Origin of the sequence: Paenibacillus ihbetae (assembly GCF_002741055.1) — a bacterium.
GTDB classification, from domain to species: domain Bacteria; phylum Bacillota; class Bacilli; order Paenibacillales; family Paenibacillaceae; genus Paenibacillus_AQ; species Paenibacillus_AQ ihbetae.
This window is the reverse complement of the sequence record NZ_CP016809.1, coordinates 6,475,207-6,502,086: the sequence shown is the minus strand read 5'-3', so window position 1 is coordinate 6,502,086 and position 26,880 is coordinate 6,475,207. Positions and strand designations below refer to the sequence as shown.

Here is a 26,880-nt window from a genome sequence, read left to right as displayed (position 1 = left end):
CCATGTTTGCCTCCTTGAATACGAGTTCCGCATGAACTATTTCTTGTCCACCCACCCTGATATTAAATAGAAAAAGAACATGCTGACCTGCCAATGGCAGGAAGCATGTTTCCTTTTATTACATCATACTCCGCAAGTTTTGGTTACAGCTCCCGGGTCATAAAAGTACTGCACGGGTCGAGCGTATAGTCCGCAAATGGCCCGCACTCCTCAAACCCGAAGGCCGTGTACAGCCGTCGGGCCGGCTCGAATGACGCCATCGATCCGGTCTCCAAGCTCAATCGCCGGTATCCCCGCCGCCGGGCTTCCTCCATTATGTGGGCTAAGATCGATCGGGCCACGCCTTTACGCAGGTGGGCGGATGCGGTCCGCATCGATTTGATCTCGCCGTGAAGAGGATCGAGCTCCTTGAGTGCCCCGCAGCCCAGCAGCTCCCCCTGCTCCCATGCGCTCCAGAACGTCACGTCCGGCCGGCGGAGCCCATTCAGATCAAGGGCATGCACGCTTTCCGGCGGCGACAGCTCCGCCATGCCTTGAAGATGCTCGCGGATCAAAGCGGCAATTTCCGGTCCTCTTAAATCATCCAGTATAATTTCCATAAGTTCACCTTCGCTCCGTTGGTAAATGTCCATCTCATCTGCTGTGTTCATTGTACTACCATACCGATTTGAGAAACAGGCAATCTTCCCGGGAAACATTTCCCCTTTCGTCACATGTCATATTTTCCGATGCCGTATTCACTATGGCTCTACCGCAATTCCCTTTCTCCTTTAAACCAGATGTCCTTAAAATCTACCCAACCGGCAGCATTCAGCCTGACACCCTGCTGTGCCGGATGGGAGAGTACCCGGGCTTCATTGTAGGTCAAATAGACGGCTGTGCCGCGTTTGCTCAACCAAGTCTGCAATTGTTGAAACGCCTCATTCCGGGCTTCCGGCTCCTCCTTCTGAAGCAGCTGCCCCATAAGCTGATCTACCTCCGCCTGGGCTCCGGGGTCCAGCATGCTGTGGATGAAGCTGTACCGGGACAGCAAATATTCGATCTGGCGAAGCAGCCCCTCGTTCAGCAATGCCTCGAAAAGGATCAGGTCCGCCTCCCGAGTCCGTTCTTCCTTCATCAAGTCCGCCCAGGGTACAATATACACGTCCAGCCGTATCCCGGCCTGATCATATTGCTGCTGAAGCCAGTAAGCTGCTTGCTCATGACGCCGGTACGTGTACAGCTTCAGCACCTCTCCGCAGTATCCGGACCGTCTCAACTCCCTGGCTGCCTCTTCTGGATCATACATTGGATCTGCAGAAGCCGGATTCGGCTCAAGGTGAAAACCGAGGCAAGGAGAGGCGTACGGGTATCCCAAATCTCGGACCATACGGCTTCGGTCAACCGCAAGTCCAAGTGCCCTGCGAAAAGAATCGGCTTGCAGGATTCCCGGCTTCGCGAGGTTTATGGTCAGCATGCTGCAACCGGTAACTAGACGGCTGCACCGCCATGCTTTCAGCTCCTGACGACGGGCTTCTCCTGTCTCAACGATCAGAACACCCGGATTGGTCTCCAATGACCATTCTCCACCGGTGTCCGGGATAATCATTACTTCAATACGATCAATCTGGCCCCGGGCCGCATAATAATTCTGGAATACCTCAAGAATGCATATTCCCGGCAACAACTTCGTAATCCGGTATGGCCCTGCCCCGACGGGCAGGCTGCCGGGAACACTTCCGGCTCCGTTCTCCCCGCTATCGCGGGAAAGGACCGCTGCCGCCGTATGAGACATATATAGCGCGAACAGAACGTTGGGCTGACGAAGCTTTATTCGGACTTTATAGCGCGATTCCGCGCAGATCTCAACGATATCCCTGCACAGCCAGGAATGATTTCTGGCTTCCTGCTGAACGCGGAGCAGGCTGTACTTGACGTCATCGGCCGTAAGCTCCGTGCCGTTGTGGAACGTCACGCCTTTCCGCAAATAGAAAGTCCAGCAGCTGGCATCCGTACTGGATTCCCAATCAAGTGCGAGGGCGGGAGTAACCTTGTCGGTCTCTCTGTCCAGTTCGACCAGGGTCGCATGAACCTGGCGGATCATATGGGTGTCGAAGGCATACATCGCGTCCGCCGGGTCAAGCGTCACGATCGGCCGGTAGATCGGCAGGCGAAGCGTCTCCACGATACGGCCCTCTCCGATCGTTTCCATGCGGTACCCGAAATAACCGGTCAGCCAGTCCATGAACCGCTGCTTTACTTCGTGTTCGCCCGCCCTCTCCTTTACCCAGAGCAGCGCGCCTTGTACGTCACCTTGCCTCACATATTGCTGTGCTTCCCGGATCACGAGCTCCCGCCTGTCCGCCAGAAACGTCAGCTCTGATCGATGTCCCCTTCCCTGCCCGGCTGCATACTGAATCAACCCTGCATCCGTCATTTTACGCAGGATCAGCCTGGCGTTCCGTGGCGTGCAGTACAGGGCCTCGGCCACCCCGTCGATCGTCACCTGGAACGGCTCCCCTTTTTTTTCGCCGGAGTATGCGCTCCGCAGCCGAAGATAATCCTCTGCCAATCTCACCGGACATGGCTCTCCTTTGCTTAAAAAATGGTATGAATCCAACATACAAATTTTAAGGCCGCATTTCAATCCCAGCAGTCGGGACTTCCTGTAGGACGCAAAAGGCAGCCTCCGGTCCACAAATGAGGTGCAATCTCACAAGAAAACACTTGTAGAAAATCAAAACCCGCAATACTGCAACTCTTTTTCAAGTAGATTTACGTATAATCAGCGAGGCTTTGTAGGTTTTCAAGATAGGAGCAGTTTGTATTCCCTTTAATCTCCGGGTCAGACATTCCGTAACATCCCTCACCATATCGGAAATACAATTGGTTATTGTGGTCAGCTCCGGGTCAGTCATCAGTCCTACAGGATGGTTATCACACCCGATGACGGACAGATCTTGAGGTACGGATATCCCCTTGTGCTTTGCTGCTTTCAATAAACCGGTAGCGACAAAGTCACTGCCTGTTATCATTCCATCCGGTAAATGATCAGAAGTAAATAATCGTTCTCCCAAGGCATAACCATCCTCCATCGTCACCAGTCCCGTATAACATTGCGATTTCGTGCAAGCAAGGCCGAATTGTTGGTGAGCCCGCTGAAACCCTTTCCATCTACGCTCTTGCAATGGCGTCATGTGATCCATACAGAACAATATATGACGGCGTCCCTTGGACAGCAAATAGGCTGTCGCTTGAAAGACCGCATCTTCTTCATCCAACCGAAAGACATCGAGGAACTCTCCGTCCATCGCTTCGTTGCATACGATTCCAATGGAAGAACCTATATATTCTTTAATCTCTCTCTCAGAGAAATGGGAATGAGCAATAACCACGGCATCCATTTCTCGACGTAACAATCGGGCATAAACATCTCGTTCATATTCGCGGGATCGTTCGGTCTGATAGATAACAAGCTGATACCCCGCTGAGCCCAAAACTCGACTTAATGCACTGACAAGCTGACTGAAAAAGGGATGCTCCACATCCGGGACAAGCACACCGATATGATTGCTTGCCTGTAGCCGCAGCTGAACCCCCTGCGTATTGCGGACATATCCCAGCTGCTTAATAGCGTTCTGTACTTTTTGTCTGCTCTCGTCGGATACATGAGGATGGTTGTTTAACACTCGCGATACCGTTGACTTGGAGAGACCGCTTACTCGAGAAATATCAATTATGGTGGGCAAAACGAACACCTCATCTAAAGTATTGACCTGGGAACGTTCCCTGCAACTATGATATCGTTAACAAACCATAGGAGGAATGACACGTATGCAAGTCATCTATACCCCTGCTGTAACAGAATACCTGATATTTTTTGATTTTGACGAAACCTATTATCCGCATGAATGTTTGCCTGAACAACTCAATATGATATACGAGCTGGAACAATACCTCCAGCAGCTGGCCAGAAATCATCAAGTAAAAATAGCTTGGGTCACCGGAAGCAGTGTTCAGCAAATACAAGCAAAAATGAAAACAGCCGGTATGACGCAGCTCCCCCATTTTATCGCGAGCAACCTGGGCACAGAGATGTGGGAGGTCAAGTCTGACGGACAACTGGTCACTGTTCCATCCTGGGCAAAGATTATTGGAGCATCCCGATTCTCCCGAAGAGATGTAGAAGATTTACTTAGCGAATTAAAATCAACATACAACATCAACCTTCACGAACAGACTCAATTTGGCCAATCCGGATATAAAATGAACTACTATTATTATCCGGTATCAGCAGTCAAAACCCAATATGATCTAAGCATTATCAGGCACCTGGCCGCAAATTGCGGGATCGGCATAAATATCAATATTTGCAATCCCAAGGCGGGTGATCCGGAGCATGCATATGATGTTGATTTTATCCCTGCTGGAACTGGAAAAAAAGCGGCTGTGCAATTCCTAGTGAAGTATTGTCAGGTATCCCCGTCCAAAACACTGGCCTTCGGCGATAGTGGGAATGACATCGAGATGCTTAAGATGGCTGCGCACGGATATCTTCTCCAGAATGCAACGGATGAAGCAAAGTCATGCCACCACAACGTTGCCCCTTATCCTTACGCCGAGGGAATATTGCATGTATGTAGAAATTTCTTTCGAGAGTAACCCATAATATTGTGGTTGTTCAGTCATTGTCCAATACAAATACCGCCGATATCCTCCACGGTGAACTGTGACCCGATTTGTGGACAGTTTGAAATAAACCGCCTAGAGCTTAGCTAGCAAGCAGATGACCTCTGAATTCATCGGGGGTCATCTTTTTTAATGTCCACTGGTATCGTTCTGAGTTGTAGTAGCTTATGTACTCCTTCACTCGCACCCTCACTTCATCAATAGTTTGGCAATCGCTAAAATCAACGTCGTCTTTCAAGTGACCGAAGAATGATTCCATCGGGGCGTTGTCCCAGCAATTGCCTTTGCGCGACATCGACTGCTTAAATCCTGCCTTAGCAATGAGAAGACGGGTTTTAGGATGCGTGTAGTGCATCCCTTGGTCGGAGTGCAGAATCGCTTCTGGATGAATGTTTCCATCTAATCGCTCTAAAAGACGCTGTAGCGTCCGCTCGACAATTGGAAGCTCGAGTGTTGCTGCCACGCTGTCGGCAAGGATCTGCCTGGTCGCCCCGTCCTTCACGCAGGAAAGGTATGCCCAGTGTCCGCTTCCATAGCGCAAATAAGTGATGTCAGTGAGAAACACTTTCTCAGGTTCGCCTTGGTTAAACTTTCGCTCCAGCAGGTTCGGACACGTCTTGTGCTCTTGAGTTGCCTTAGCCATCTTGCGGTAGGGGTTCGCCTGACGGATTACGGCCACCAAGCCTGCCTTTTTCATAAGCCGGCGAATCTTCTTGTGGTTCATGACAACGCCGCTTATCTGTTCCAGCCGCATCTTAATCACAAGCGCACCTGCTTTGCCGCGGAGCGCGTCAAAGTGCTGCTTGATGAGAAGGATGTCCTGCTCGTCGGCGGCAGCACGAAGTTGACGATCTTCTTCCGTCCCCAGCCACCTGTAATAGCCGCTTGGACTTACTTCCACGAGCTCGCATAGATAGCGTGTCATTCGTTTCAGGCCATATGCCCGAATGGTGCGATTTATGATCTCATAGCGCTCGGAGGGCGTCAGCGTTTCTTCTTCTGCCGATCGAGCGCTTCGAGCTTTTTTAGCATGTCCACTTGAGCTTCAAGCAGTTTGATCTGGGCCTTAGCCCGTTTCAATTCTTCTTCGGCTGACAACTGACCAGCTGGCTTGCGCCCTGTACTGCCCTTACCGCGCCGCTCTGTAGCCAAACCTTCCTCACCGTACAGTTCGAAGGTTTCACGCCACCGTTTTAAGCTGTCCTTGGGCTTCTTATGACCAATAACGTCCAGGTCGAAGCCGGCACGAATAAAGATTTCTGAAGGTGTCTGCCCCTGCTTGTAGGCTTTCAGCGCCTCCAGCTTGAATGCAGGTGTGTATGTAATGGCCGCCTCGGTCACATGGTGTACGTTTGGATTCTCCTCCAGCTTCCTCATTTGCTCCTCGGTAAAGAGCACCCGTTTCAACTTCCCCATTCTCGTATCACTCCTCGTCACATACCTTGATTAAAACACAAATGACCCACAAGAAGTCACTTTTTTCAAAGTGTCCATCTTATGGGTCACAGTTCACGGAGAAGGGCGGTATTTTACCTATTGACGGCTTAGCATGCTTATCAACAGTCCGCGCGTAGCTACGATCAGCAAGTCAGGTTAGCCAATCGACGTATCTCATCGCTTAACCTTCGATTGACCGGATACACTTCTTCTATGAAATTTAAAATGCGAAGAGCCGATTCGGGAACATGATCGTATCCCTGTATCATGTCTCCTATGATTTCCGCAAAACGGGGGTATCTTCTCTCGAGCCGTCTCTCATTGCCGAATGGATCGGGAAAGTAGTCCACCTCCTGCTCCAGCAGATGGAGCACGGATAGAATCCGGTCCACGGCGTAGCCTTGAATAAACCTCGTCGCGGATAGACGCTCTCCCCTTGCATACCGACCGAGCCCCACGTATAGATTTGTTAACGCTTCATTCAAAGGAGCGTCCAAGGAATCCGCTTTTAGGCTGGGGACCGGGTTGGAAGGTTTAGCGATGGACGAATTGGTATACAGAGGATCCTTCCATATGACCCTGCCTTCCGTAAAGGTCGCGTTCGCCAACTCCCCTTCCTCGAATACGGCATATTCCCCGAAAATACCATCCTCGAACAATACTTTGTAGCCAATATCCGAATTCTTAAACGAATAAGCAAGAGGGTGCACGTCCTCTAGCCAATCCAATCGGTCTATATATCGGTTTTTCTCCCTGGGCTTGACAACAACAAAGAAATCTAAATCCGAATATTCATCCAACCGTTCTGTCTCGAGCCCAACGGAACCAACTCCTAATAATACAAGAGCTCCCCCCTTGCGTTCGAGCGACTTGCCGATCTCGTCCAGCCGCTTTAACAGCAATTCAGTTTTCAACATTTCGAGTCCTCCCCTTAGTTCTGGAATGCAAAAAGGGTCCAACCCACTTCTCAGCGAGGTTGAACCCGAAGGTTGCATTGCCTTTATTATCCTGCCATCAAATTATCACGTATTGATGTTGACGTCAATCGAAAAATAACTTTTCATTATTTATGATACGATTAATGATCTTAATTTGCAGTATGATAAATCCTTGCTGCTTTCAGACCAAGGTTATTGAATAAACGTGTTTTGCCCTGCCGCAACTTTCCACGTATTACTGTCTTTAGTCATCACATAAATTGCAATGCTTTTTTGGGCATCTTCAAGGTCCTGTCCAAGATGATTTGTTGGGTGCTGCCCAATGTGTACAATTGCTACATCTGATCGAACGAATGAAATGTTTAAGACCTCATAACGGGCATATGAATTTCTTAGCGGTCCCTCATATGCCAACCTGTGGGCTGTATTTATTTGGTTCCAACCAGATAATCGAGATCCCAATACATTAACCCATGTCGCGTTCGCGGTAAAATGGAGATCCAGTTCATCAGCATTATGTCGATTATGAGCGGATTCCATTTCGGCTATAATTTCTTTAATGAGTAGACCTTCTTTTTCATGATCATCAGCGTTTTGAGCCACAACTTATTCCTCCTAACAAGTCAGAATCACCATGGTTACAAATTCAATATATATAAATTTATTTAGATATACCAATATATAAATTTGCATACATATATTCCTTAGAGTATATAAAGGCTGACGTGATCCCTCAAAATGTCATCAAGTTCTTGTGTGAGTGGGCTGCCGATGTAACCATGTAAGGTAGATTGTTACGCTGTTGTCATAGTTCCCCGCTAAACGCGAGTTAGCTTATCCGGGTTTCTAACGACGTAGATTCTGTCAAACTTTCCATGTCGGTGTTGTAAAAATATAACGGCTGCGGGCTTGCCCTCAGTGCGTAGTACGATGCCGGTCTCACCATTCAGTGGGGCAAACTCCGCACGTAGGCTACCTTGAGACTTTAAAGCATGAAGCGCACCGGCTAAGATAAGAGCCACTTGATCGCGCGTCTGAATTGGAGAAGTTGCCGCGACTACCTTTCCACCTCCGTCGGTAACAAGGATAACATCTTCACTCAGCAGGGATAGCACGTGATCGACGTTCCCTTGCTCAAGGGATGTGAGGAACCGGCTAACCCAATCCAAATCGACTGCCTCGGCGGTAATATGCTCTTCCCCGGTTATTCCCAACTTGCTTTTTGCCCGGCTCATCAGCATACGGCAGCTCGTTTCTCGTTTGCCAAGAAGTTCGGCTATTTCGGCATAATCGAATCCAAGCGCCTCACGCAAGATGAAAGCTGCCCGCTCAGACGGGGTCAACCGCTCAAGCAATACGAGCATGGCATACGACAGCATATCGCGACGGACGATCTTTTCCACCAGATCCTCTCCCGATGTCGAAATCGGTTCGGGAAGCCAAGGGCCGACGTACACTTCCCTCTTCTTCCTTGCCGACTTCTGCAAATCAAGACAACGATTGGTTACCATTTTGCACAAATACGCTTTCGGCTCCTTCAATCGCTCAGGTTGAATCTCATGCGCCTTATAAAACACATCCTGAACAACATCCTCAGCATCTGCTGTAGAACCTGTCAATTGATACGCCAGCGTGAACAGGAGTGCTCTATATTGTTCAAACAGTTCTTCCATAAGCCTTCTCACCTTTCGAGTTGTCGTAAACTTACAGGAAAGCTTCGGAATGATCGGCCACCCACTGTTTGAAGGTGCGAGGTGCCCGGCCGGTTACTTCTTTTACTGTAGGCAGCACTTTAGAGAAGCGTTGACCTTGTTTAGATAGATCAAAGAGAGCTTCAACCATTTCCGCAGGCATATGTCGAAGTAACTGTTCACGGGCGAGATCGTCTGTGATCGATTCAAACCCGATTTCTCGCCCCAATACCTCGCCAAGTATTCGCGCTTGCTGCCGGCGAGTTAGCGATTCTGGTCCGGTTAACGTATAAACCTTACCCTCATGTCCATCAGTGCTTAGCGCTTTCGCAGCGACGGCAGCAGTGTCCCGTGAATCGATGACTGGAATGCTGAGGTCGCCAAACGGTACCCGGACAACCCCCTCGGACCTGATCGAATCTTGCCATCGGAACGTATCCGTCATGAAACCGCTCGGCCGCAGGAAGGTCCAAGATGCGCCCGATTCCCTTACTGCCTGCTCGGCATTTAAGTGAAGTCGCGCAATAGCATTATCTATTCCAATTTCAACGGTTGCCGCTGAAAGCAATACGATATGCCGAACCCCGCACTGCCGGGCGATCCGTGGGAAGTTAAAGTCGGCGGCGAGGGGTAACATCCAAAAAACTTTGTCCACTCCGTCCAATGCGGATAAAAGCGACTCCGGCTTCGTTAGATCTCCGGCAACCCCCTCAACTTCAACAGGAAAATTCGCCCTCTCCGGATCACGGCTGACCGCCCGCACCCTATAACCATCCTCGTGCAGCAACCGTACCACTTCACGGCCTACCGAGCCTGTGGCACCTGTAACTAAGATCATATTTTTCTCATCCTTTGCTATTATGTCGTTAGATCACTATACCGCCTAAGTGGCGGTATAGTGTGAGGAATGGGTGTGCATTAAAATCCGGATGCTACTTTTGCTGCTTCAGCTAATCCGGTTTCAATGATTTGCTGAGCGCGGTCTTGATATTGATTGTGGCCTTCTATGACGACCGTTTCAATGGTTGTGATTCCCCAAAAACCAAGCATGCTTTTTACGTAATTAACAGACATCTCCTTTTCAGCCAGCGGGCCTTCCGAGTAAACGCTGCCTCGTGCGTTAAGGAGCACCACTTTCTTTTCACTTTGCAATCCTACCGGACCTTGTGCTGTGTACTTGAATGTTTTCCGCGGTTGGCTAAGATAAGACAGGTAAGTGAGCAATTGAGCCGGAATCGTAAAATTCCAAAGCGGGAACGCGATTACGACTTTATCTGCTGCGATAAATTGATCTGTGTAGCGATTAGCGATATTGACTGCTTTTTGTTCTTCGGCCGTTAGTTCACCGCCGCTGGCAAGCTTGATAATGCCCGAAAACATTTCGCCATTGTAATAAGGCAGCTCCGCTTCGAACAGGTCCAATTCCGTAATATTGTCGCCCGGGTTTTTCGCCCGGTACGCACTTACGAAAGCGTCGTAGAGCTTTATGCTGACGGATTGATCCCGATCGTTAGCTTTAATGAATAATACATTTGCCATTTTATATTCCCTCCTGGTTTATCTGAAAATTTTTCCTGCTCTTGAAATTAGGATGATGACAGTATCAAGGTAAGAGATTCTAACTCTCCCGCAAATCAACTCATGTCAAACCGCTCATTCTTCCTCAACTCCCTGTTCCGTTATGCACATATAACGATGCAGGGCTTTTATTTGTAACATCACGGATCGGATCTCCTCAGAGAAATCCTGAAATCTTGACCGCTATGTCCGCATTCCTCCTAACTCCGCTTGGGTCATGATTATTCCCCTTCCACAAAATTCTATTTGCATTATATCGGGCCTCTCTCAATAAATAAAATGAATGTTTAAAATGGTTATAATGATTATTTCTCATGGCTGGAGCGTTGAGCATGTACCGACGAAGTATTTTCCACCGGCTTTGACGAGCAGTGCTTTCTTTTTTATGGCGAACGAGAGAGGGCCTTTTTATGCCGATCACTAGCTTCGTATTCCCCTCCTTATAAAGCAAAAAAGAAAAGCACACCACTCCCAATCACGGGAGAAGCGTGCTTCGCTATTATGAGTACTTTAGCGACAAAAAATGGTAGCATCCTATGGCCAACCCCCTCCGCGAGACGCTCCAAGACAAGATCTTGTAAGACATCATTTCTCTCGGAGTTCGTGAACCAACCTTGGTGCCATTTCGTGGTCGTTATCTAGTTAAACGAACTCTATGGATGAAGGGCCAATCGCTATTAGGCATATTTGCTCCAACGGCATAGGGCCTAGGCCAATGAAGCCTGACGTGCGATCAGCAAATTTGCCCCATCCGACGGATTAACTTTTGGTGCTCTTCTCCCCACTGATTCATTAAATCCATGAGGGGAATCAAGCTTTTTCCATATTCAGTCAACGAATATTCAACTCTCGGAGGGATTTCCGGGTACACTTGTCGTTTCACCAAGCGATGAGTTTCCAGCTCTCTTAATTGATAAGTCAAAACTTTTTGTGTAATGCCAGGTATGATATGGATAAATTCACTGAATCGTTTCGTGCCGTTGCGCAAATGACAAAGAATTAACAGCTTCCATTTCCCTTCAATGATCCCAAGGGTCACATTCGCAGCATAATCGGATGTTTCGGGTCTCATTTTCGCTCTCCCTTCCTTATTTCTTACCTGAAAGAAACCTACGCGAAATAAAGTGCGTACTCCTCAACCTTCTTTTTCTCCATCATAATCGATTGTGCATGATTATTCAAAAAAAGGAGGTACGGCATTGACCCGTATGAAAACCATCTTTCGCTACCCGATAGCAATTTATGTATTAATGATTGGCGCATTCGCGATCGGTACTACCGAGTTTCTGATTATGGGAATCCTTCCCGAAGTTGCGAATGATCTTCACGTTTCGGTCAGTAAAGCAGGCTTGTTAGTGACTGGCTACGCGCTGGGCGTAGCAATCGGAGGCCCTCTCCTGACCGCATTTACGGTACGTTTCCCACGAAAGGCATTGCTCTTGGGTTTGATGGCTCTATTTGTGACAGCCAATATCTTAAGTGCCATCGCATCGGATTATTTTGTCTTAATGGCTGCCCGCATTCTTTCCGCATTATCACACGGTACTGTGTTTGGAATCGGATCGATCGTCGCCACCAGATTGGTGAGTCCGAAACAACAAGCCAGTGCGATTTCCATGATGTTTATTGGCGTGACACTCGCCAATATTTTGGGCGTCCCTCTTGGAACATGGATCGGGCAAAGCTACGGATGGCGCTCTGCATTTTGGGCCGTTGCTTTCTTGGGACTCCTTTCATTCATCGCCCTGGCCGTCTCTGTCCCAAGAATCAAAAATGAAGAACGCCCGCAGCTTATGAAAGAAGTTAGCGTTCTGCGAAGCCCTCAAGTATGGTTGTCACTATTGATGACCGTATTGGGATTCGGCGGTGTATTTGTTATTTTCACCTACATCACTCCCCTATTAACGAATGTTACAGGGTATCAGGAAAACGCTGTGACAGGTCTGCTTCTGTTGTTTGGCGCAGGTTTGACGATCGGCAATATAGCTGGCGGAAAACTGGCAGATTGGAAGCTCATGCCGTCTTTGATCGGAATGCTGGTTCTTCTTACGCTTATCATGGCTCTGTTCACCGTTACAATGCATTCCAAACTTGCGACTGTAATTACGATTTTCATCTGGGGAATAGCCGCATTCGGCACAGTGCCCGGCTTCCAGATGCTCGTGCTCAATAAAGCTGGAGCCGCACCCAACTTGGCATCATCGCTGAATATCGGCGCTTTCAACCTCGGCGGCGCGGGGGGCGCATTGCTTGGCGGGATAGTACTGGACAGTGCATTAGGAATCGAGTCTCTTGCTTGGATAGCCGCTTCTGTTACTCTGGTCGGATTAATCGTCACCATCTGGAGCAGTGTAATGGAACGCAAGGGGATACACTCGAGCAAGGATTCGGTTAAATGGACAAGGAGGTTGGATTCGTAATGTCAAAAAAAACCGCGATTGTCGTTGGGGCGACAGGAATCATTGGCAGTTATTTGTTGGACTATCTCAGCAAGCTGGACGACTGGAACGTAAAAGGGATTGCCAGAAATATCCCGCGCAAACATCCGGAACGTTATATCAGTATGGATCTGTTAGATGCACGCGGTGTCAAAGAAAAGTTTCACACATTGGGCGATGTGACCCATATTTTTTATGCCGCTTATCAGGACTATCCTTCCCTTACCAAGGAACAAATTGAAGTTAACACAAGCATGCTTGAAAATATTGTAAAAGCGGCCGAAGAATCTTCAGACGCTCTGGAAAGGGTTGTGTTGATGCAGGGGGCTAAAGTGTATGGCGCTCACTTGGGCAAGTTCAAAACACCAGCCAAGGAAAGTGACCCACGCCATCTTCCACCGAATTTTTATTATAATCAAGAAGATTTCCTGCGTGAGCATCAGAAAGGAAAGAGCTGGTCATGGACCATTTTAAGGCCCGACCTCGTAGCCGGGATATCCATTGGAAATCCGATGAGCATTTCGATGGTGATCGCTGTATACGCCTCGATATCGAAAGAGCTGGATCTGCCTCTTAGGTTCCCTGGCAAAGAGGGGGCATACCACGCATTGGTTCAAGTTACCGATGCTGAATTGCTTGCGCGAGCCTCGGTTTGGGCGGCTGTTCAATCCCACACTGCCTTGGAGGTATTTAACATTACTAACGGAGATTTATTTCGCTGGGAACAGCTTTGGCCTAAATTTGCAGCCTATTTTGACATGGACTATGCTCCCGTCCAGACAATTTCCTTGTCGGAGATGATGCCGCTTCAAAAAGATACATGGAACACGATGGTGGAGAAATACCGCTTGCAGCCCGTACCGTATACGAAAGCAGCTGCTTGGCCATTCGGCGATTTTATATTCGGATCCGAATATGATGTGATATCGGATACGACGAAAATTAAACAATACGGATTCCATGAAGTCATCGATAGCGAGAAGCGGTTTTTAGAATTATTTGATGAGTTTAAAAATGAAAAATTGATTCCTTAACATTAACCTGCAGCATATGCACCTGAGGTGATTCCTCTTTCAACGCAACTTCATAATGGTAGGGTTGTGTTATAACAAAATCTCTTTGATTGATTTCTACATGCTATAAAGAAACGTTCAATCTGCTAGCATCTGAATGTCTGAGCTAGATGGATGGTGCCCCCATTTGTCTGCGGCGCTGCCGAATATAGTTCGGTAGCTCTTCGTAAGTTACCAACGATGTAAAAAGTTAAGGCAGCTGATCAAATGGATCGGCTGCCATTTTTATTATACAGTCCAATAATCGACTCATTCCAATCAATACTATTAATCTACGGGTGTTTAATAAATTACTTACTAAAAGTAGCCCTGCCAACCCTACCATTTAAAGGGTCTGCTTACATGTAAACTCTCATACATTTTCTACTTCTATCCACACCCGCCGCTTCCAAATAATAGTCATCTTCATTTTATGCAAATATAATATATGGGAGGTGTAACTTAATGCCTTGTGTCCGAAAAGACTTACAGCAACCGGTTTGTTTAACTATTGTCTATAATCTTTCCACCGGCTCACTCATTTCTTCTTCTGTTAAATGTGGTAGGTGTACTCGAAGCACTAAGTATAATTCAGAAACTAAGAATCTAACCATTAAGGTTCCATTGATTGTCGAAGGTATTCTAACAATCAACGATAACTTCCAAGCAAGCTGTGTTACGGCGAATATAACCCTACCAAAAAATAACCGGCAGAATAAGTAGTATGTTTAACTAGGAAGAACACGCCCAAGCTATATATCTAAAAACAGATGATGTTGCCTTTTGCATTAATTCTGTTTGTGATCGTTCGAATCAGGGCTCATGCTAGCGGCTCTAAGGCAAAAAAGGATCGCCCCTAAGAGCCGCTACGCACCAGTCCTTTTCGGCAATCGGTACAGGTTCATGTCTCTTTTCAACAAACAAGCGGCTACAGCTCACGCTTTTATCATTTCAAATAATAATTAAACCCACTAATTTATAGTGAGTTTATAATGATTATTTGTAATTGGAATGCTAGCTTAGTTTTTTACCATTTCCTTTTCTTGTTATATCCAAATAAAGCGAGCTTCAGCAAATAGGCTCCGTCTTTTTTGATAAAAGGGATGATTGCAATTCCTAGTGCAACGAGATATATAAACGCAGCCGTAAAACAAGCTGAGGTAATTTCAGAGTACTTGAACAAACTCGGAGTATCCGTAAAGTAGCAAATGATTTTCAAGATGAATATGTTCAGGGCTGTGGAGACCAAGGAGACAAAACCTGAGAATGTACGTCTCCCCTCATTTTCAAATTTTTGGGCACGAAAGATGAGCGACCAGAACAACGATGTCCATAAATAATATAGTATAACAATCACAAACCAAATTAGCCATAAAAATCCTAAGATTACCATAATCATGAATCCCAACTCCCTTCGGTGAAAGCGCAGCTTGGTGGATGATGTCGTTGTTTGGAGGATGGGTGTCTGTTCTCCATCAGACCATATCCAGCATCCTCTTCTGTAAAAATATTAACGGCTTCTACGATCATTTTCAAATCTGTCAAGTCAATAAGCAGGATTGGATCTGATATACACATAACAAAAAGACCGCAAATGATGCGGCTCTCACGGTTATCTGTTTCCTCTCGGTCCGCCCGTTAACCAACAGACTACAGCTTCAATCGATATACCCCAGCCTCACCGGGAAAATCTTCCCGGGTCAATCCTTTTTCTCCAAGCAATATCCGATAATTCGTTATGGTACCATCATGTGATATCACGAATACTCTATTATATCTTTCCCCGATCCACTCTATTAACCGCTTAGCATATCTTTCAAAGATATCTTGCCCAATCTGGTTAATTCCTTCTTTCCAGCACTCCACATTGAGATCAAGAATTTCTGTATCTCCATACAGAATTCGAATTTCAGTTTTAGAAAGGATATGATCACATGCTAGAAAAGGGAGTTCGGGGTTCAGAGGAAACATTCTCGGACCAACAAACGGAGAAATCACAAAGTCCAAATCATTTTTTAAAATAGCTGCCGTCTCTATTGTGCGTTTGGTTGGACTGACAAGAACTAAATCATCAGAATCGATATTAATGTCATTTCGCAACTGCCCTACTTGAAATTTGCCGTACTCCGTAAGACCAGGATGCAGAGTATTCAACCGATTTGGATAATCGATCAGATGCTCTCCGTGACCGTGCCGGATAAATATGATTTCCAATTTTCTCCCCCTTAACGACATGTCCCGATTTGGTTTTCCATGCTTGGATGGAGCAATCCAGCCGTTAACGTAATGAAACTTCCGATCAGGGCTTCTTCTACGTTGGAAATTCAGCTATTTGTCCGCCTTACCTTAACATCTATTTGTCCGCCAGGATCGTAAATTCCCAAGGGATATTTTCATTATTCCATCCACGATGCTCATCGAACCTTTTCAATCTGAACCCGGATGCGACGACCGAATTTATAATATCGCTCAACGTGTACAATCGAATGGAAACATCGGGGAAATCCTTCTGTTCGTCGACATCAAATGCCCCTTTATACGCCACGTCTCCATTTTTTAATTCCGTATCAAAATAATTGACCTCGCCGTCAGAAGAGATACATCTTCCTAAAGGATGGAAATCACTTAAAATCAATTGTCCACCATCATGCAATAAACCGTAAAGAATATTCATGAACTTGTCCAAATCACCGAAATAGTGTAGGATCCCTCCCTCTAAATATAAAATATCGAAGTATCCTCCGTACGCTTTTAGGTCAATCTCATATATGTCGGTGACGATGAATTCTAATGGAATACCAGCGCTTGCAGCCAGCTCAAAAGCATACTTTCTGTTTTCCTCAGAGATATCGAATACAGTCACCTCTGCTCCTAGTAAAGCTAACGGAACAGCTTTTCTTCCATTGGAGCCGCAAAGGTTAGCAATCCTTTTACCTCGAACATGTTCGAATAGGCTTTTATGCTTTTTAAGCGCTGCTAGTGGGTTTTCTAATATCTGACGAGCTTTTTCCTGAGGAGAACCATCTCGTTTATGCCAAAATTCATAAGCACGATGCTCCCAAGCTTTCTTATTCATTCTACTTTGTTCACGCACTTCTTTTCCCCTCCTTTTTACGTACGTATCACCTCATGATACCACATATTGGAACCGCCATGCGGTTAGCATAACAAAAAGGCAACCGATCACCAATGATGATCAGCTGCCTTCTTCATTTGATTGATTGACCTAGCGTTTTGCCGTTCCTTTTAATAAACCTCATTTATTGTCTTATGCAACCGAGCCCTTATCGATTAATCTCCCTTAACTTCATTATCGATCGGAACTAACTCATATAATGCACGAACATCACAACCGATGGAATCGGCGATCGATATGGCAATCTTGAGTGGCATTACTCGTTTGTTTTCAATAAAATCGTAAACTCGTTCCGGTTTCATTAACAGGTCTTTGGCCAGCCATTCCGCTGACTTTCCGGATTCCATCAATCGTTCATTCAGTAAGCAGCGTCCTAGTTCATATTTCAAGAAGCGATAACCTCCCGCATAAGATAATCCTTAACCTTAAGCGTTGTCCGTTGCCAGTATGAATATACTTCCTATAAGAGACTCTTCACGATGAAGTTCCTCGTCATAAAAAGGAAAGCGAGAGACCATCTGCATTAATGAAGGTTAGAATGATGATTAGCACAAGAAACACAACGGGTGTCACCGTTTTGCCGAACGGATCCTTAACCCTTATATGCGCAAGGAACGCCACCAGCATCGTAATTCCAAGCCAAATCCCGGCCCATGCGACCGCTCCATCAACCCAGTAGCCGATGATGAGTACTATGGCACCTACTAACTGAACTAATCCGGTGACGATCCGAAACCACTGAGGCAATCTAAGCGTGTTGAAAATATCGACCCAATATTTTGCGCCCATAACCTTTGCAGAACCTGAAAAGAGGTAGTACAGGATCAATAAACTTTGAATTACAATCGAAAATACAGTCATTAGGTAACCCACCTTTTACTTACCGGTCTACTAACATTAGAACTGTCCAACCATGTTCACAAAATCATAAACCACTTCGCTTATTTTCAGAAAATGGGGATTCAAACAGCGGTCATACCCATCAACTCCCTGAAATCGTTTTGTTTGATACAATTCAGCCTCTGGTAAAAGTATAGAGGAATTGCGAATTGCGGGATTGTAAGAAACAAACATCTTTTTGTACAAAATTACCATCCCATGACATTCGTAAAAAGAAAAAAGCCACAATGAATTGTGGCTCCAGGCTGTCGAGAAAGTCTCGACAGCTATTTTCTTGTGAATTTAATTCAACACGACACCGCGTTAATGTTGTATAATAATAGTAAATAAACCGTTCGGAAGGGTGTTACATATGTTGCGTTCGAATCGAGAAAAACAGCAGGCTTACGAATTTGTTTCGATTGAAGAATTGGTTCCTCAAGATCATCTGCTCCGTAAAGTGGACAAGTATATCGATTTCTCTTTCATCGACGAAAAGGTTCGTCCGCTTTACTGTGCGGATACTGGGCGGCCTGCTATCGACCCTGTCGTGTTATTTAAGATGATTTTCCTCGGTTATTTTTATGGCATCCGTTCCGAACGCCAACTCGAACGTGAAATTCAAACCAACCTTGCTTACCGCTGGTTTTTGGGGTTAGGTTTAACCGACAAAGTGCCGGACCACTCTACGATTAGCTGGAATCGTCGCACGCGCTTTAAAGACACCGAGATTTTTCAGGAGATCTTCGATGAGATTGTGCTTCAAGCTATCCAGCACCGTATGGTGGGCGGACGTGTCTTAGTTACCGACTCAACCCACGTCAAAGCGAATGCGAACAAGCATAAATACACAAAAGAACAGGTTTTGCAAAACACTCGTGGTTATGTGAGTGAACTTAATGCGGCCGTAGGGGCTGACCGGAATGCACATGGAAAAAAGCGCTAAAGCCAAGAGAGGACGTGATCGAGGAAAAGGAAGTTAAAGTGAGCATGACAGATCCCGACAGCGGTTATATGATTCGTGATGGGAAACCGGAAGGATTCTTCTATTTAGACCACCGTACCGTGGACCTGAAATATAATATGATTACGGATGTCCATGTCACCGCCGGAAATGTCCATGATTCTGTACCGTATTTGTCCCGTTTGGATCGTCAACAAGAACGATTTGGTTTTAAAGTCGAAGCCGTTGCTCTGGACTCCGGGTACTTGACTTCACCCATCTGCAAAGGGCTGCAAAGCCGAAACATTTTTGCCGTTATTGCTCACCGAAGATTTCACCCGACCCAGGGTTTATTCCCTAAATGGAAGTTCACGTATGATGCGGAGCGCAATCTTTATGTTTGCCCTGCAAAGCACGAATTACCATACAAGACGACCAACCGTGAGGGATACCGACAGTACGCTTCGGATCCACAGCACTGCAAGAACTGCCCGTTATTAAATGAATGCACGCGGTCTCGCAACCACCGAAAGGTGGTAACTCGTCATGTCTGGGAGGACAGCAAAGAGTGGGTGCGAGGCAACCGGTTGAGTCGATCCGGGAAATATCTCTACCGAAAACGAAAAGAAACGATTGAGCGAAGCTTCGCGGATGCCAAAGAGCTCCATGGGTTTCGCTATTGCCGTTTGCGCGGGCTGCAAAACGTCAGGGAACAGGCCCTGATGACAGCAGCTGTACAGAACATGAAGAAGATGGCGATCCACCTGGATCGCCTGGAAAAACGGGGGTAATCTCCCCGTTTTCACTTTTGAAGTGACCACTTGAAATTGAGAAACCCTGCACTTTAGAAAAAAGTACAGGGTTTCTCGACAATCTGAAGCCACAATGAATTGTGGCTCTCATGTTCTTTAAACGATCCAAGTTGACATGTATTCTCTCGGAGACAACCCAGTAATTCGCTTAAAATGGCGATTCAAATGACTTTGGTCGGTAAATCCGAGAATCCCTGCAATTTCTCCCACTGTAAATTCACGGCTCTTGATAAGCGTCTTCGCTTTATCAATCCTTAAGTGCAAGAAATATTGATAAGGACTTAATCCCGTCGTTTGTTTAAACATTCGAATCAAATGGGTTTGACTTAAATTGACCAGTTTAGCCAACTCTTCAAGCGAAATATCCCGATCAAAATGGACATTCATAAACTCAATGGCTCTTGCCAGTTGTTGTTCTGATAAGTTCTTCGAAACATAAAGCTGCTTATGAGGGGAGGTTTTATTCATCTCCAACAGATGAAGGGCCATCAGATTGGATAATGATTCGACGTATAGCTTTCCTCTTGCTCCGTTGTTATTGATTCCATCTTCTAACCATTGACTTAATTGAAATAGTTTCGAATCATATAAAGATATTTTGTTTATTAATTCACCATGATCGACTATATTCAAGTCAGCTTGAGTTGCCACTTGTTCAACCAACGAAGGAGACAGCATAATACAACTAAAAGAAGCCTCCACCTTCTCCAAACGAAAGTATTCTAAATTGCCAGGCATGAATATAGCGGTCTCACCAACTCTCGCCAGTCGCTCGTTGTCACGTCCTTCGAAACGCGACACCGCCTTAATCGGTTCTGGGGTTGAATTTACGGTAATCAAATAATAAGGCATTGATTCAACGTAGCTTTCCTGAGGGGCAACTTTACTCCACTTCACGTATTGAATATGTTCCCATTCCAGATGATTGCTGTTTAATGCAGGCTTGCCATCTATCATATAACGTATCGTCATCTCGATTCCCCTTCTCAATGGCTCAGCCAATCAGAATATACAACAATTATAATCCATTGCAGAAAAGTTGGGTACATTTTCCTCCTTATGTAGGGAAAACTGACCTCAGTATGTTACCCCGTTGTTAGCTGTCGAGTTTTTAATTAGATATGTGTTCATTCGAAAAAAACGAGTTCATATCCATTTCGGGCAATCGGAACAAGAACCTGTACCAATAAAATAAAAAAGCCGCTAAATAGCGACTTTCAATCGAATGATGTTCATGTGCCTCCTAAATCGGACGCCCCTGTCTACTCAAACGCCTCTGCGTCCCCAGCCAAAAACTTTGACGTGCACGATCGCTTTGGTTACCCAATGCAAGAGCACATACAACACGATGAACAAAATGAGCAAAGGCCTAAATAATAGCATTGCCACAACCCAGGTGAGCAGAATCTGCCAGTTCTTCATTTTCCGCAAAAATTTTACAGGCCACAAGCATATTTTAAATAACTTTTCGTTATGCTGAAGCGCATCTAAATATTCATCCTGGAACTGTTTGCTGTCCGGGTCCAAGCGGACGGCATTTCGCATATACGTCTCTTTCAGCTTGTATTCCCCACGCTGGCCAGACGCCAAGCCGAGGAAAAAATATACATTTGGCGATTCCATATTATTGTTGAGGGCTTGCCTTTCCAACCTGGCAGAATCCTCTAAGTTTGTCAGCAACGCTTCCGTATAGCTTAACAAAGCCAAATATAATGGTGATTCCGGACGCAGTTCAAGCGCATGTGAAAGTGCCGTCTTTGCTTGCTTTGGCCTCCCCTTTTTGTTCAACGTATTTGCCTGCAGATAATAATAATGAGGCTCATAGGGATCTATCCGTAAAGCTTCTTGCAGAGCTTCTTCGAAAGCCCGATCCTTATCCGTATAGTAGTAAACGCTGACGCGCACAAACCAGGCCAGCTCGTGCTGTGGTTCCCGTTTAAGCGCCTGATTGGACCAATGCAGTGCTTTGTCGTATTCATCCATGAATAAGTGAATTTGCGAGATCAGCGCAAAGACGTCCGGGTGCTCCGGTACTTGGCTTATTAACTGCTCAGCTTCCTTTAAAGCTTCTTTATACCGCCTCCATTTGATAAGCTGCTGCGCTTTCGTATAAGCGGCGTAATTATGTACGTCCTCCACCAGCCCTATCCCCTCCTATACATTACGACTTGACGCCATGCTTCTTAATGTAATCCAATACGGTTTGATAATCCCCGTTAACGTCACTGAACGTCGCGTAATTCTTTGCAGTAGCAAACCAATCCAGCGTTGTTGCCTTCCGGCCCTTTGCGGATCTCTTTAAATCGTCCTGAGTGATAGGCTGGATCTCACCCTTCTCAAACGTACGCTCCATCGCTGATTCTACGGCATCATGGACTAACTGCTCTAAGTCGGCTCCGGAATAAAACTTCGTCTCTGCAGCAATTCTGGGCAGGTTCAGCGAGCCCAGCGGCTTACCGGATAGCTTCAGTTCCAGAATGGTTTGACGCTCTGCCTCTTCAGGCGGCGGTACAAAAACCAGATGGTTAAAGCGTCCGGGACGTCTCAATGCGGAATCAAGGTACCAAGGCGTATTGGTTGCTCCGATGACAAACACGTTATCGTTCTCCGCCTGCAGACCGTCAAGCTCCAGCAGTAATTGGTTAACAAGCATGCGGTCATGATGCTGGCGCATTTGATGCCGGCTGCCTCCAAGGGCATCGATTTCATCAATGAAAATAACGCAAGGTTTGTTTTCCCGCGCTTTTTCAAATATATCGTGTAAATTATGTTCGCTCTGGCCAGAATACATCGAAAGAATTGACTGAAGCTCTACTTGAAAGAAATTAGCATCGATCTCGCCTGCCACCGCTCGTGCCAAAAATGTTTTGCCGCATCCGGGTGGCCCGTACAGGAGCAAGCTCCCTCCAGCTTGTTTGCCGTATGCAGCATATACTTCCGGCTGCTTCAGAGGTAATATAAAATTCATTCTGATTTTCTTCTTAACCTCTTCCAAGCCTCCGACGTCGGCAAACGTCTCTTTTGGCTTCTCAGACTCGACAAGCGATTGATCCTCTTTGCTGAAATGAATAAGCCTTAAATTTTTGCGTCTTTGCGCTGCTAGTTCATCATGTTCCGACATCCTGCTCTCTCCTCTGTAATATTCTCTCATAAGAATATCATATTCCCATAAATTAGGGAGCTGCTAAACAAAAAAAGACTGCTCACAAGAGCAGCCTCTACCTTATCTTCATTATTTCCCTTCATATATCGCGTTTGGAATGCCAGTCATCACCCTTTTCTTCGGGACCACAAGACAACCGGTATAAGAAGCAATGACAGAAAACCTCCGGTCAAGGAGAGCATCGAATAACTGGACTGAGCCACAACCATCCCCGACAAAGCACCTCCGGATGCACCAGCCAAAGCGATAAGAACATCCACAGTTCCTTGAGTCTTCGCGCGCATCTGCGGAGGCGCGGCATCGACTATCGCTGCAGTACCGCTAATTAAGCCAAAATTCCATCCTAATCCGAGAAGCGCAAGCGCAAGAATGAGCAGGATCATCGAATCCCCGGGTGCAAATGCAGCTAGTAAACCCGCCAAAAGCAAAGTAATGCCGGAGGCATAGGACATCGGCAATCTTCCGTACTTATCAACGAGAACACCCGTCAGCAGCGATGGCAGATACATGGCTGCAACATGGATTCCGATCACAACGCCAACCTCCTTTAGTCCGTGTCCGTGATGCTTCATGTGAACGGGTGTCATGGTCATAATAGCAATCATAACAACCTGGGTTAGCACCATGACTGACGCACCAACTATGATTCCTCGCTTATTAATATTCGCTTCCAAAGCATGCACTGGCTGTGGGTTGTTTTGATTATCTTTTGCCAACTGAACTTCTGTAATGGCTTTGGCCACGATTAAAGGATCAGGCCGCAGAAAAATGAGAAGTACTAATCCTGCTAAAATATACGCGATAGCTGCCAGAATAAATGGCCCGGATAAAGCAGGAGCGCCAAGAGAAGTCGCTATCCGGCCTGTAATATTTACAAGATTCGGTCCGGCAACCGCACCAAACGTCGTGAAGACCATAGCCGTACTAATGGCTTTAGCCCGTCCTGTCGGGAGTGCCAGATCCGTACCGGCATATCTTGCCTGCAGGTTAGTTGCGGTCCCTGCCCCATAAACCAGCAGCGAAAGAAAGAGCAGCATTATATTATTGAGGTTGGCTGCCAAGACGACGCCTGCAGCACCAATTCCGCCAGTTAAGAAGCCGGCAGACAGCCCGGCACGACGGCCCAAGCGTTGGGACAAGCGACCGACGGTTAACGCTGCAGCAGCAGAGCCTAGCGTAAACAATGCTGTTGGTACGCCAGCATATTTGTCTGTTCCGAGCATATCCTGCGCAAGCAGCGCCCCTACCGTGATCCCTGCAGCCAATCCCGCGCCACCAAAAATTTGAGAGACAATAACGATAATCATCGTTCTTTTGTGCAACTGATGCAGCTTTCGGGGGGAATCCAGAAATGGCCTCAGTGATTCCCCAATGTTGTCTATTTTCTCTTTAACTAACGCCGTATGGGTCGACATGCTTCCATCCCTCCTCAACTTTATACCATTGTTTCCATTTCATCGAACCGGTGCCACACTTCCATCATGCATGACCTCCTATCCATTCAGAAATCTCTGAAACTGCCTTTTCAGCTGATCGAAGTGCACCTTCCAAATGCCCGCCGAATTGCGAATCCGTCTCTGTACCAGCAAAGGAGATTTTCTTCTCCCAATTCCCGACTAATGGCGGTTGGCCGTATACCGGATAATTCTTAAGTGGATAGGAATCTTCTTTAACAGCCGTTTCTTCATCTTCAGACCAATCTTTGTAAAGAAACGCGTTTATTTGATGAGACGCGGGTCCAAACATCCGAACCAATTGGCCAATGACCATTTTTTTCAACTCCTCCTGCCCCAGCTCATGGCGTACTTTTGCCGGTATTCCGAAGAAACCGAATAGTGCTCCAGAGGAGCCTGCATCAGGAGAAGAATCATGGATTTCCTGCAAGGGTCCGACTCGGCTCGACGCGAAACCGGAAAGCCCCAGTTCTCTCCAAAAAGGACGATCGTAGATGACAACTGCCTTGGCCTGTCCTGCCATCCACGTAGGTTTGCTGACAAGATCAGTAATCAGCTCTGGGGGAAGCGGCGGGGAGAATTCCATATGTCGGGCTGCAATCCGAGGTGGCAGGGCTAGGATCACCGCACTTGCTGATATTCGTCTTCTCTCTCCATCAGAAAGCTCCGCTTCTATCGTAACTGCACCACCTTTATCGAGCTCCAGGGCTGTAACACGTGTTCCTAACTTGATTGTCCCGGGAGGTATTCTATCGGCCAATGCATCGATAAGAGATTGCACCCCACCTCTTAATCGAAATGAGCTTATATTCGCGTTAGCTGGCAGCATATATCGCTCGGGCGATTTGTTGTGCGACCGTTCCAGCAGCATCGCTCCATTGGCATATTGAATAAATGTTTCCAGGTTCAGTTCATTAACGAGCTTGGCAATCCTGGTCTCATACTGCGGCCAGAACCATGTCGGTCCAAGATCATATTTGCCCAAGTCAGGCCGGTCAAGAACCGAAGTGCTCAAGACTCTGCCGCCAATCCGGTCTCTTGCCTCTAGCACCCTGCATGGGATACCATGCTCATGCAGTAGAGACGCAGCTCGAAGGCCGCTTAAACCAGCCCCAACGATAACCACTTGATTGTTCATTTCGTGCCTTCTTTCCTCCAGAAAGGGCTGCACCCAACCCTCTAATCAGATTTGCCCCATCATAACACGCGCAAAAAAACCATACAATATTATAATTGTATGGCAAACAATATTTCTATTAAGTCAGCTCTTTAAGTAAACATTGAAGGATCCTCAATCCTTCCTCTAGTTCTTCAAGTGTTTCTGGTGCACAGACTGCAATCCTTACTGCCCGCTCCGGGGAACTATTCCCCACAACGAAGCGATCTGCCGCATACACCTGTACCCCCCGCTGAGCTGCCAGCCTTTCGAACTCTGCGCCTGTGATCACGCCTGGTAACAGCAGCCAACGAAAGATGCCTGCTTCAGCCCCAAAGCACGTATAGTCTGCTAAATACCGGTTTACGATTTGGTTTCTGCGAATGGCTTGTTCCCGATGCCCCTTAATTAATCCCTCGAATTGATTCGATACAATCGTACGTGCTGCCAGTTCAGTAAATAACGGCGAAACGGACACATTCAAATTATAAATCGCCTTTGAAATCGGGTCCTTGAAGGCACTCGGAACGGCTGCATAAGCTAGTCGCAGCCCCGGTGCGATTGATTTGGATAAACTCGCAATATAGATCGTATGCTCTGGTGCAAAGGAGGCGACTGCTGGAAGCGAATATTCGCATTGGAGACTGTAAGCCGCATCCTCAATCACGAACTGATTATACTTTTTTGCAATTGCTGCAATCCTTTTGCGATTGTCTACGGACATCGTGATAGCTGTCGGATTATGATAATCTGGAATCAAGTAGATCCCTTTTATATTGTCATTTTTACACGCATATTCCAAGGCGATTGGATTCATTACATTGTTCTCGGACTTTATCGGTACAATCTGGATACTGAGCATCGCTGCTGCTGTTTTTAAGCCGGGGTAAGTATGTGTATCGGCACCAATGCGGTCTCCGGGCTTGCATAAACTAGCAAGTGTGGCCGCTATGACGTTTTGCCCCCCATTAGCCAATAAGATTCGGTCAACTGTTGTTTCAAAGCCGCTTCTTCGGATTAACTTAATCGCTGCGTCCTTTTGCCAAAGGCTTTCACCTGCCCGGCCATAGCCAAACCACTTTGCATAATCCGTTTCTTGCAGCATGCTTTTGAGTTGCAGCAACAACGGCTCGTATGAAGCATTATCTGGCAATGTGGCTCCCATTTCGATTAAATGTTTCGGCTTCGCCTCTTCAAGTAAATAGGCATTCGATAACGCATCATAAGATACGAATGTCCCACTGCCAACTGCTGCACTTAACAAGCCTTTCAACTCGCACATTTTAAACGCTTTTGATATCGTGCTCAAATTCAAGTCTAAATAATCGGCCAGTTCACGCTGTGAGGGAAGTCTTGTTCCAGGTAATAAAACGCCGTTCAAAATGTCCTGGTACAACTGCCTTGCGAGTGCTTTATAAATAGGTTTTTGCGTTTTATCAATCGATGGTTTCCAGCTCATTGGATAGTTTTCAAATGAATTAATTGGCAAAATCATCGACATCCTTTTTCAATTTGGTAGTTTTGTAGTCGGCTGG

Annotated in this window: 26 protein-coding genes; 4 read left to right on the top strand and 22 right to left on the bottom strand. The window is 46.6% G+C overall.

Going from position 1 to position 26,880, the window contains the following annotated elements:
- Positions 1-143: 143 nt before the first annotated feature.
- The 3 genes from BBD41_RS29215 to BBD41_RS29205 all read right to left on the bottom strand — a co-directional run bounded on the left by BBD41_RS29215 (position 144) and on the right by BBD41_RS29205 (position 3,737).
- The gene (locus tag BBD41_RS29215) at positions 144-599 is read right to left on the bottom strand and encodes a GNAT family N-acetyltransferase (protein ID WP_077568981.1); all 456 of its coding nucleotides are present in this window, start codon (positions 597-599) and stop codon (positions 144-146) included.
- 149 nt (positions 600-748) lie between these two features.
- Complete coding sequence (locus BBD41_RS29210; RefSeq protein ID WP_162292796.1) at positions 749-2,557, bottom strand: ABC transporter substrate-binding protein; 1,809 nt, start codon at positions 2,555-2,557, stop codon at positions 749-751.
- Positions 2,558-2,744: 187 nt separating this feature from the next.
- Complete coding sequence (locus BBD41_RS29205; RefSeq protein ID WP_237086964.1) at positions 2,745-3,737, bottom strand: LacI family DNA-binding transcriptional regulator; 993 nt, start codon at positions 3,735-3,737, stop codon at positions 2,745-2,747.
- A 76-nt stretch (positions 3,738-3,813) separates the two neighbouring features.
- Between BBD41_RS29205 and BBD41_RS29200 the strand changes: the two genes are divergently transcribed.
- Positions 3,814-4,641 carry an HAD-IIB family hydrolase gene (locus tag BBD41_RS29200; RefSeq protein WP_099480280.1) on the top strand — a complete coding sequence of 276 codons (828 nt, stop codon included), beginning with the start codon at positions 3,814-3,816 and terminating at the stop codon, positions 4,639-4,641.
- Positions 4,642-4,750: 109 nt separating this feature from the next.
- Here the strand turns inward: BBD41_RS29200 and BBD41_RS30405 are convergent, their stop codons facing one another.
- The 8 genes from BBD41_RS30405 to BBD41_RS29165 form a co-directional block, all read right to left on the bottom strand.
- The gene (locus tag BBD41_RS30405; RefSeq protein WP_237087094.1) at positions 4,751-5,617 is read right to left on the bottom strand and encodes an IS3 family transposase; all 867 of its coding nucleotides are present in this window, start codon (positions 5,615-5,617) and stop codon (positions 4,751-4,753) included.
- 35 nt (positions 5,618-5,652) lie between these two features.
- A complete protein-coding gene (locus BBD41_RS30400; RefSeq protein WP_237086953.1) occupies positions 5,653-6,084 on the bottom strand; it encodes an HTH domain-containing protein in 432 nt (143 codons plus the stop codon).
- 164 nt (positions 6,085-6,248) lie between these two features.
- On the bottom strand, positions 6,249-7,022 hold the full coding sequence (locus BBD41_RS29190) for a hypothetical protein (RefSeq protein ID WP_077566395.1): 774 nt from the start codon (positions 7,020-7,022) through the stop codon (positions 6,249-6,251).
- A 213-nt stretch (positions 7,023-7,235) separates the two neighbouring features.
- Complete coding sequence (locus BBD41_RS29185) at positions 7,236-7,646, bottom strand: SgcJ/EcaC family oxidoreductase (protein WP_237086962.1); 411 nt, start codon at positions 7,644-7,646, stop codon at positions 7,236-7,238.
- Positions 7,647-7,861: 215 nt separating this feature from the next.
- Complete coding sequence (gene sigJ, locus BBD41_RS29180; RefSeq protein WP_099480278.1) at positions 7,862-8,716, bottom strand: RNA polymerase sigma factor SigJ; 855 nt, start codon at positions 8,714-8,716, stop codon at positions 7,862-7,864.
- A 31-nt stretch (positions 8,717-8,747) separates the two neighbouring features.
- On the bottom strand, positions 8,748-9,572 hold the full coding sequence (locus BBD41_RS29175) for an SDR family oxidoreductase (protein ID WP_077566398.1): 825 nt from the start codon (positions 9,570-9,572) through the stop codon (positions 8,748-8,750).
- Positions 9,573-9,652: 80 nt separating this feature from the next.
- On the bottom strand, positions 9,653-10,273 hold the full coding sequence (locus BBD41_RS29170) for an FMN-dependent NADH-azoreductase (protein ID WP_077566399.1): 621 nt from the start codon (positions 10,271-10,273) through the stop codon (positions 9,653-9,655).
- A 772-nt stretch (positions 10,274-11,045) separates the two neighbouring features.
- Positions 11,046-11,384, bottom strand: a complete 339-nt coding sequence (locus BBD41_RS29165; protein WP_077566400.1) for a winged helix-turn-helix transcriptional regulator — start codon at positions 11,382-11,384, stop codon at positions 11,046-11,048.
- Between the two features lie 136 nt (positions 11,385-11,520).
- Between BBD41_RS29165 and BBD41_RS29160 the strand changes: the two genes are divergently transcribed.
- A complete protein-coding gene (locus tag BBD41_RS29160; RefSeq protein ID WP_099480853.1) occupies positions 11,521-12,732 on the top strand; it encodes an MFS transporter in 1,212 nt (403 codons plus the stop codon).
- Positions 12,732-13,784 (top strand): SDR family oxidoreductase, encoded by a 1,053-nt coding sequence (locus tag BBD41_RS29155; protein WP_206098276.1) that lies wholly within the window; start codon positions 12,732-12,734, stop codon positions 13,782-13,784. Before BBD41_RS29160 ends, BBD41_RS29155 begins: the two co-directional genes overlap by 1 nt.
- 1,045 nt (positions 13,785-14,829) lie before the next feature.
- Here BBD41_RS29155 and BBD41_RS29145 read toward each other — a convergent pair.
- The 5 genes from BBD41_RS29145 to BBD41_RS29125 form a co-directional block, all read right to left on the bottom strand.
- On the bottom strand, positions 14,830-15,201 hold the full coding sequence (locus BBD41_RS29145; protein ID WP_099480274.1) for a hypothetical protein: 372 nt from the start codon (positions 15,199-15,201) through the stop codon (positions 14,830-14,832).
- A gap of 251 nt (positions 15,202-15,452) precedes the next feature.
- Positions 15,453-16,016: a histidine phosphatase family protein gene (locus BBD41_RS29140; RefSeq protein ID WP_099480271.1), complete on the bottom strand. Its 564-nt coding sequence runs from the start codon at positions 16,014-16,016 to the stop codon at positions 15,453-15,455.
- Positions 16,017-16,155: 139 nt separating this feature from the next.
- A complete protein-coding gene (locus BBD41_RS29135) occupies positions 16,156-16,896 on the bottom strand; it encodes a class I SAM-dependent methyltransferase (RefSeq protein WP_099480269.1) in 741 nt (246 codons plus the stop codon).
- Between the two features lie 197 nt (positions 16,897-17,093).
- Positions 17,094-17,327, bottom strand: a complete 234-nt coding sequence (locus BBD41_RS29130) for a transcriptional regulator (protein WP_077566406.1) — start codon at positions 17,325-17,327, stop codon at positions 17,094-17,096.
- Between the two features lie 103 nt (positions 17,328-17,430).
- The gene (locus BBD41_RS29125) at positions 17,431-17,799 is read right to left on the bottom strand and encodes a DoxX family protein (protein WP_077566407.1); all 369 of its coding nucleotides are present in this window, start codon (positions 17,797-17,799) and stop codon (positions 17,431-17,433) included.
- A 391-nt stretch (positions 17,800-18,190) separates the two neighbouring features.
- Between BBD41_RS29125 and BBD41_RS29120 the strand changes: the two genes are divergently transcribed.
- Positions 18,191-19,551 (top strand): IS1182 family transposase gene (locus BBD41_RS29120; RefSeq protein WP_099476497.1). Its coding sequence is split into 2 segments (ribosomal slippage): positions 18,191-18,758 and positions 18,758-19,551, totalling 1,362 coding nucleotides; the frame shifts between segments, so codons are not numbered across the junction.
- Between the two features lie 117 nt (positions 19,552-19,668).
- On the opposite strand, the gene BBD41_RS29115 is transcribed toward BBD41_RS29120, so the two are convergent.
- The 6 genes from BBD41_RS29115 to BBD41_RS29090 all read right to left on the bottom strand — a co-directional run bounded on the left by BBD41_RS29115 (position 19,669) and on the right by BBD41_RS29090 (position 26,834).
- Positions 19,669-20,544: a helix-turn-helix domain-containing protein gene (locus BBD41_RS29115; RefSeq protein ID WP_206098275.1), complete on the bottom strand. Its 876-nt coding sequence runs from the start codon at positions 20,542-20,544 to the stop codon at positions 19,669-19,671.
- A 294-nt stretch (positions 20,545-20,838) separates the two neighbouring features.
- Positions 20,839-21,711 (bottom strand): tetratricopeptide repeat protein, encoded by an 873-nt coding sequence (locus BBD41_RS29110; protein WP_099480266.1) that lies wholly within the window; start codon positions 21,709-21,711, stop codon positions 20,839-20,841.
- Between the two features lie 22 nt (positions 21,712-21,733).
- Positions 21,734-22,693, bottom strand: coding sequence for an ATP-binding protein (locus BBD41_RS29105; protein WP_099480264.1), 960 nt, complete (start codon positions 22,691-22,693; stop codon positions 21,734-21,736).
- A gap of 149 nt (positions 22,694-22,842) precedes the next feature.
- Positions 22,843-24,150: an MFS transporter gene (locus tag BBD41_RS29100; protein WP_099480262.1), complete on the bottom strand. Its 1,308-nt coding sequence runs from the start codon at positions 24,148-24,150 to the stop codon at positions 22,843-22,845.
- A 64-nt stretch (positions 24,151-24,214) separates the two neighbouring features.
- Positions 24,215-25,327 carry a flavin monoamine oxidase family protein gene (locus tag BBD41_RS29095; RefSeq protein ID WP_099480260.1) on the bottom strand — a complete coding sequence of 371 codons (1,113 nt, stop codon included), beginning with the start codon at positions 25,325-25,327 and terminating at the stop codon, positions 24,215-24,217.
- Between the two features lie 118 nt (positions 25,328-25,445).
- The gene (locus tag BBD41_RS29090) at positions 25,446-26,834 is read right to left on the bottom strand and encodes an aminotransferase-like domain-containing protein (protein WP_099480258.1); all 1,389 of its coding nucleotides are present in this window, start codon (positions 26,832-26,834) and stop codon (positions 25,446-25,448) included.
- Positions 26,835-26,880: the final 46 nt, after the last annotated feature.

Coding starts and splice junctions, on each gene's coding strand:
- BBD41_RS29215 (WP_077568981.1), bottom strand. CDS start 599: ATGGAAATTATACTGGATGATTTAAGAGGACCGGAAATTGCCGCTTTG.
- BBD41_RS29200 (WP_099480280.1), top strand. CDS start 3,814: ATGCAAGTCATCTATACCCCTGCTGTAACAGAATACCTGATATTTTTT.
- BBD41_RS30400 (WP_237086953.1), bottom strand. CDS start 6,084: ATGGGGAAGTTGAAACGGGTGCTCTTTACCGAGGAGCAAATGAGGAAG.
- BBD41_RS29190 (WP_077566395.1), bottom strand. CDS start 7,022: ATGTTGAAAACTGAATTGCTGTTAAAGCGGCTGGACGAGATCGGCAAG.
- sigJ (WP_099480278.1), bottom strand. CDS start 8,716: ATGGAAGAACTGTTTGAACAATATAGAGCACTCCTGTTCACGCTGGCG.
- BBD41_RS29175 (WP_077566398.1), bottom strand. CDS start 9,572: ATGATCTTAGTTACAGGTGCCACAGGCTCGGTAGGCCGTGAAGTGGTA.
- BBD41_RS29170 (WP_077566399.1), bottom strand. CDS start 10,273: ATGGCAAATGTATTATTCATTAAAGCTAACGATCGGGATCAATCCGTC.
- BBD41_RS29165 (WP_077566400.1), bottom strand. CDS start 11,384: ATGAGACCCGAAACATCCGATTATGCTGCGAATGTGACCCTTGGGATC.
- BBD41_RS29160 (WP_099480853.1), top strand. CDS start 11,521: ATGAAAACCATCTTTCGCTACCCGATAGCAATTTATGTATTAATGATT.
- BBD41_RS29155 (WP_206098276.1), top strand. CDS start 12,732: ATGTCAAAAAAAACCGCGATTGTCGTTGGGGCGACAGGAATCATTGGC.
- BBD41_RS29145 (WP_099480274.1), bottom strand. CDS start 15,201: ATGATTATGGTAATCTTAGGATTTTTATGGCTAATTTGGTTTGTGATT.
- BBD41_RS29125 (WP_077566407.1), bottom strand. CDS start 17,799: ATGACTGTATTTTCGATTGTAATTCAAAGTTTATTGATCCTGTACTAC.
- BBD41_RS29115 (WP_206098275.1), bottom strand. CDS start 20,544: ATGACGATACGTTATATGATAGATGGCAAGCCTGCATTAAACAGCAAT.
- BBD41_RS29105 (WP_099480264.1), bottom strand. CDS start 22,693: ATGTCGGAACATGATGAACTAGCAGCGCAAAGACGCAAAAATTTAAGG.
- BBD41_RS29100 (WP_099480262.1), bottom strand. CDS start 24,150: ATGTCGACCCATACGGCGTTAGTTAAAGAGAAAATAGACAACATTGGG.
- BBD41_RS29095 (WP_099480260.1), bottom strand. CDS start 25,327: ATGAACAATCAAGTGGTTATCGTTGGGGCTGGTTTAAGCGGCCTTCGA.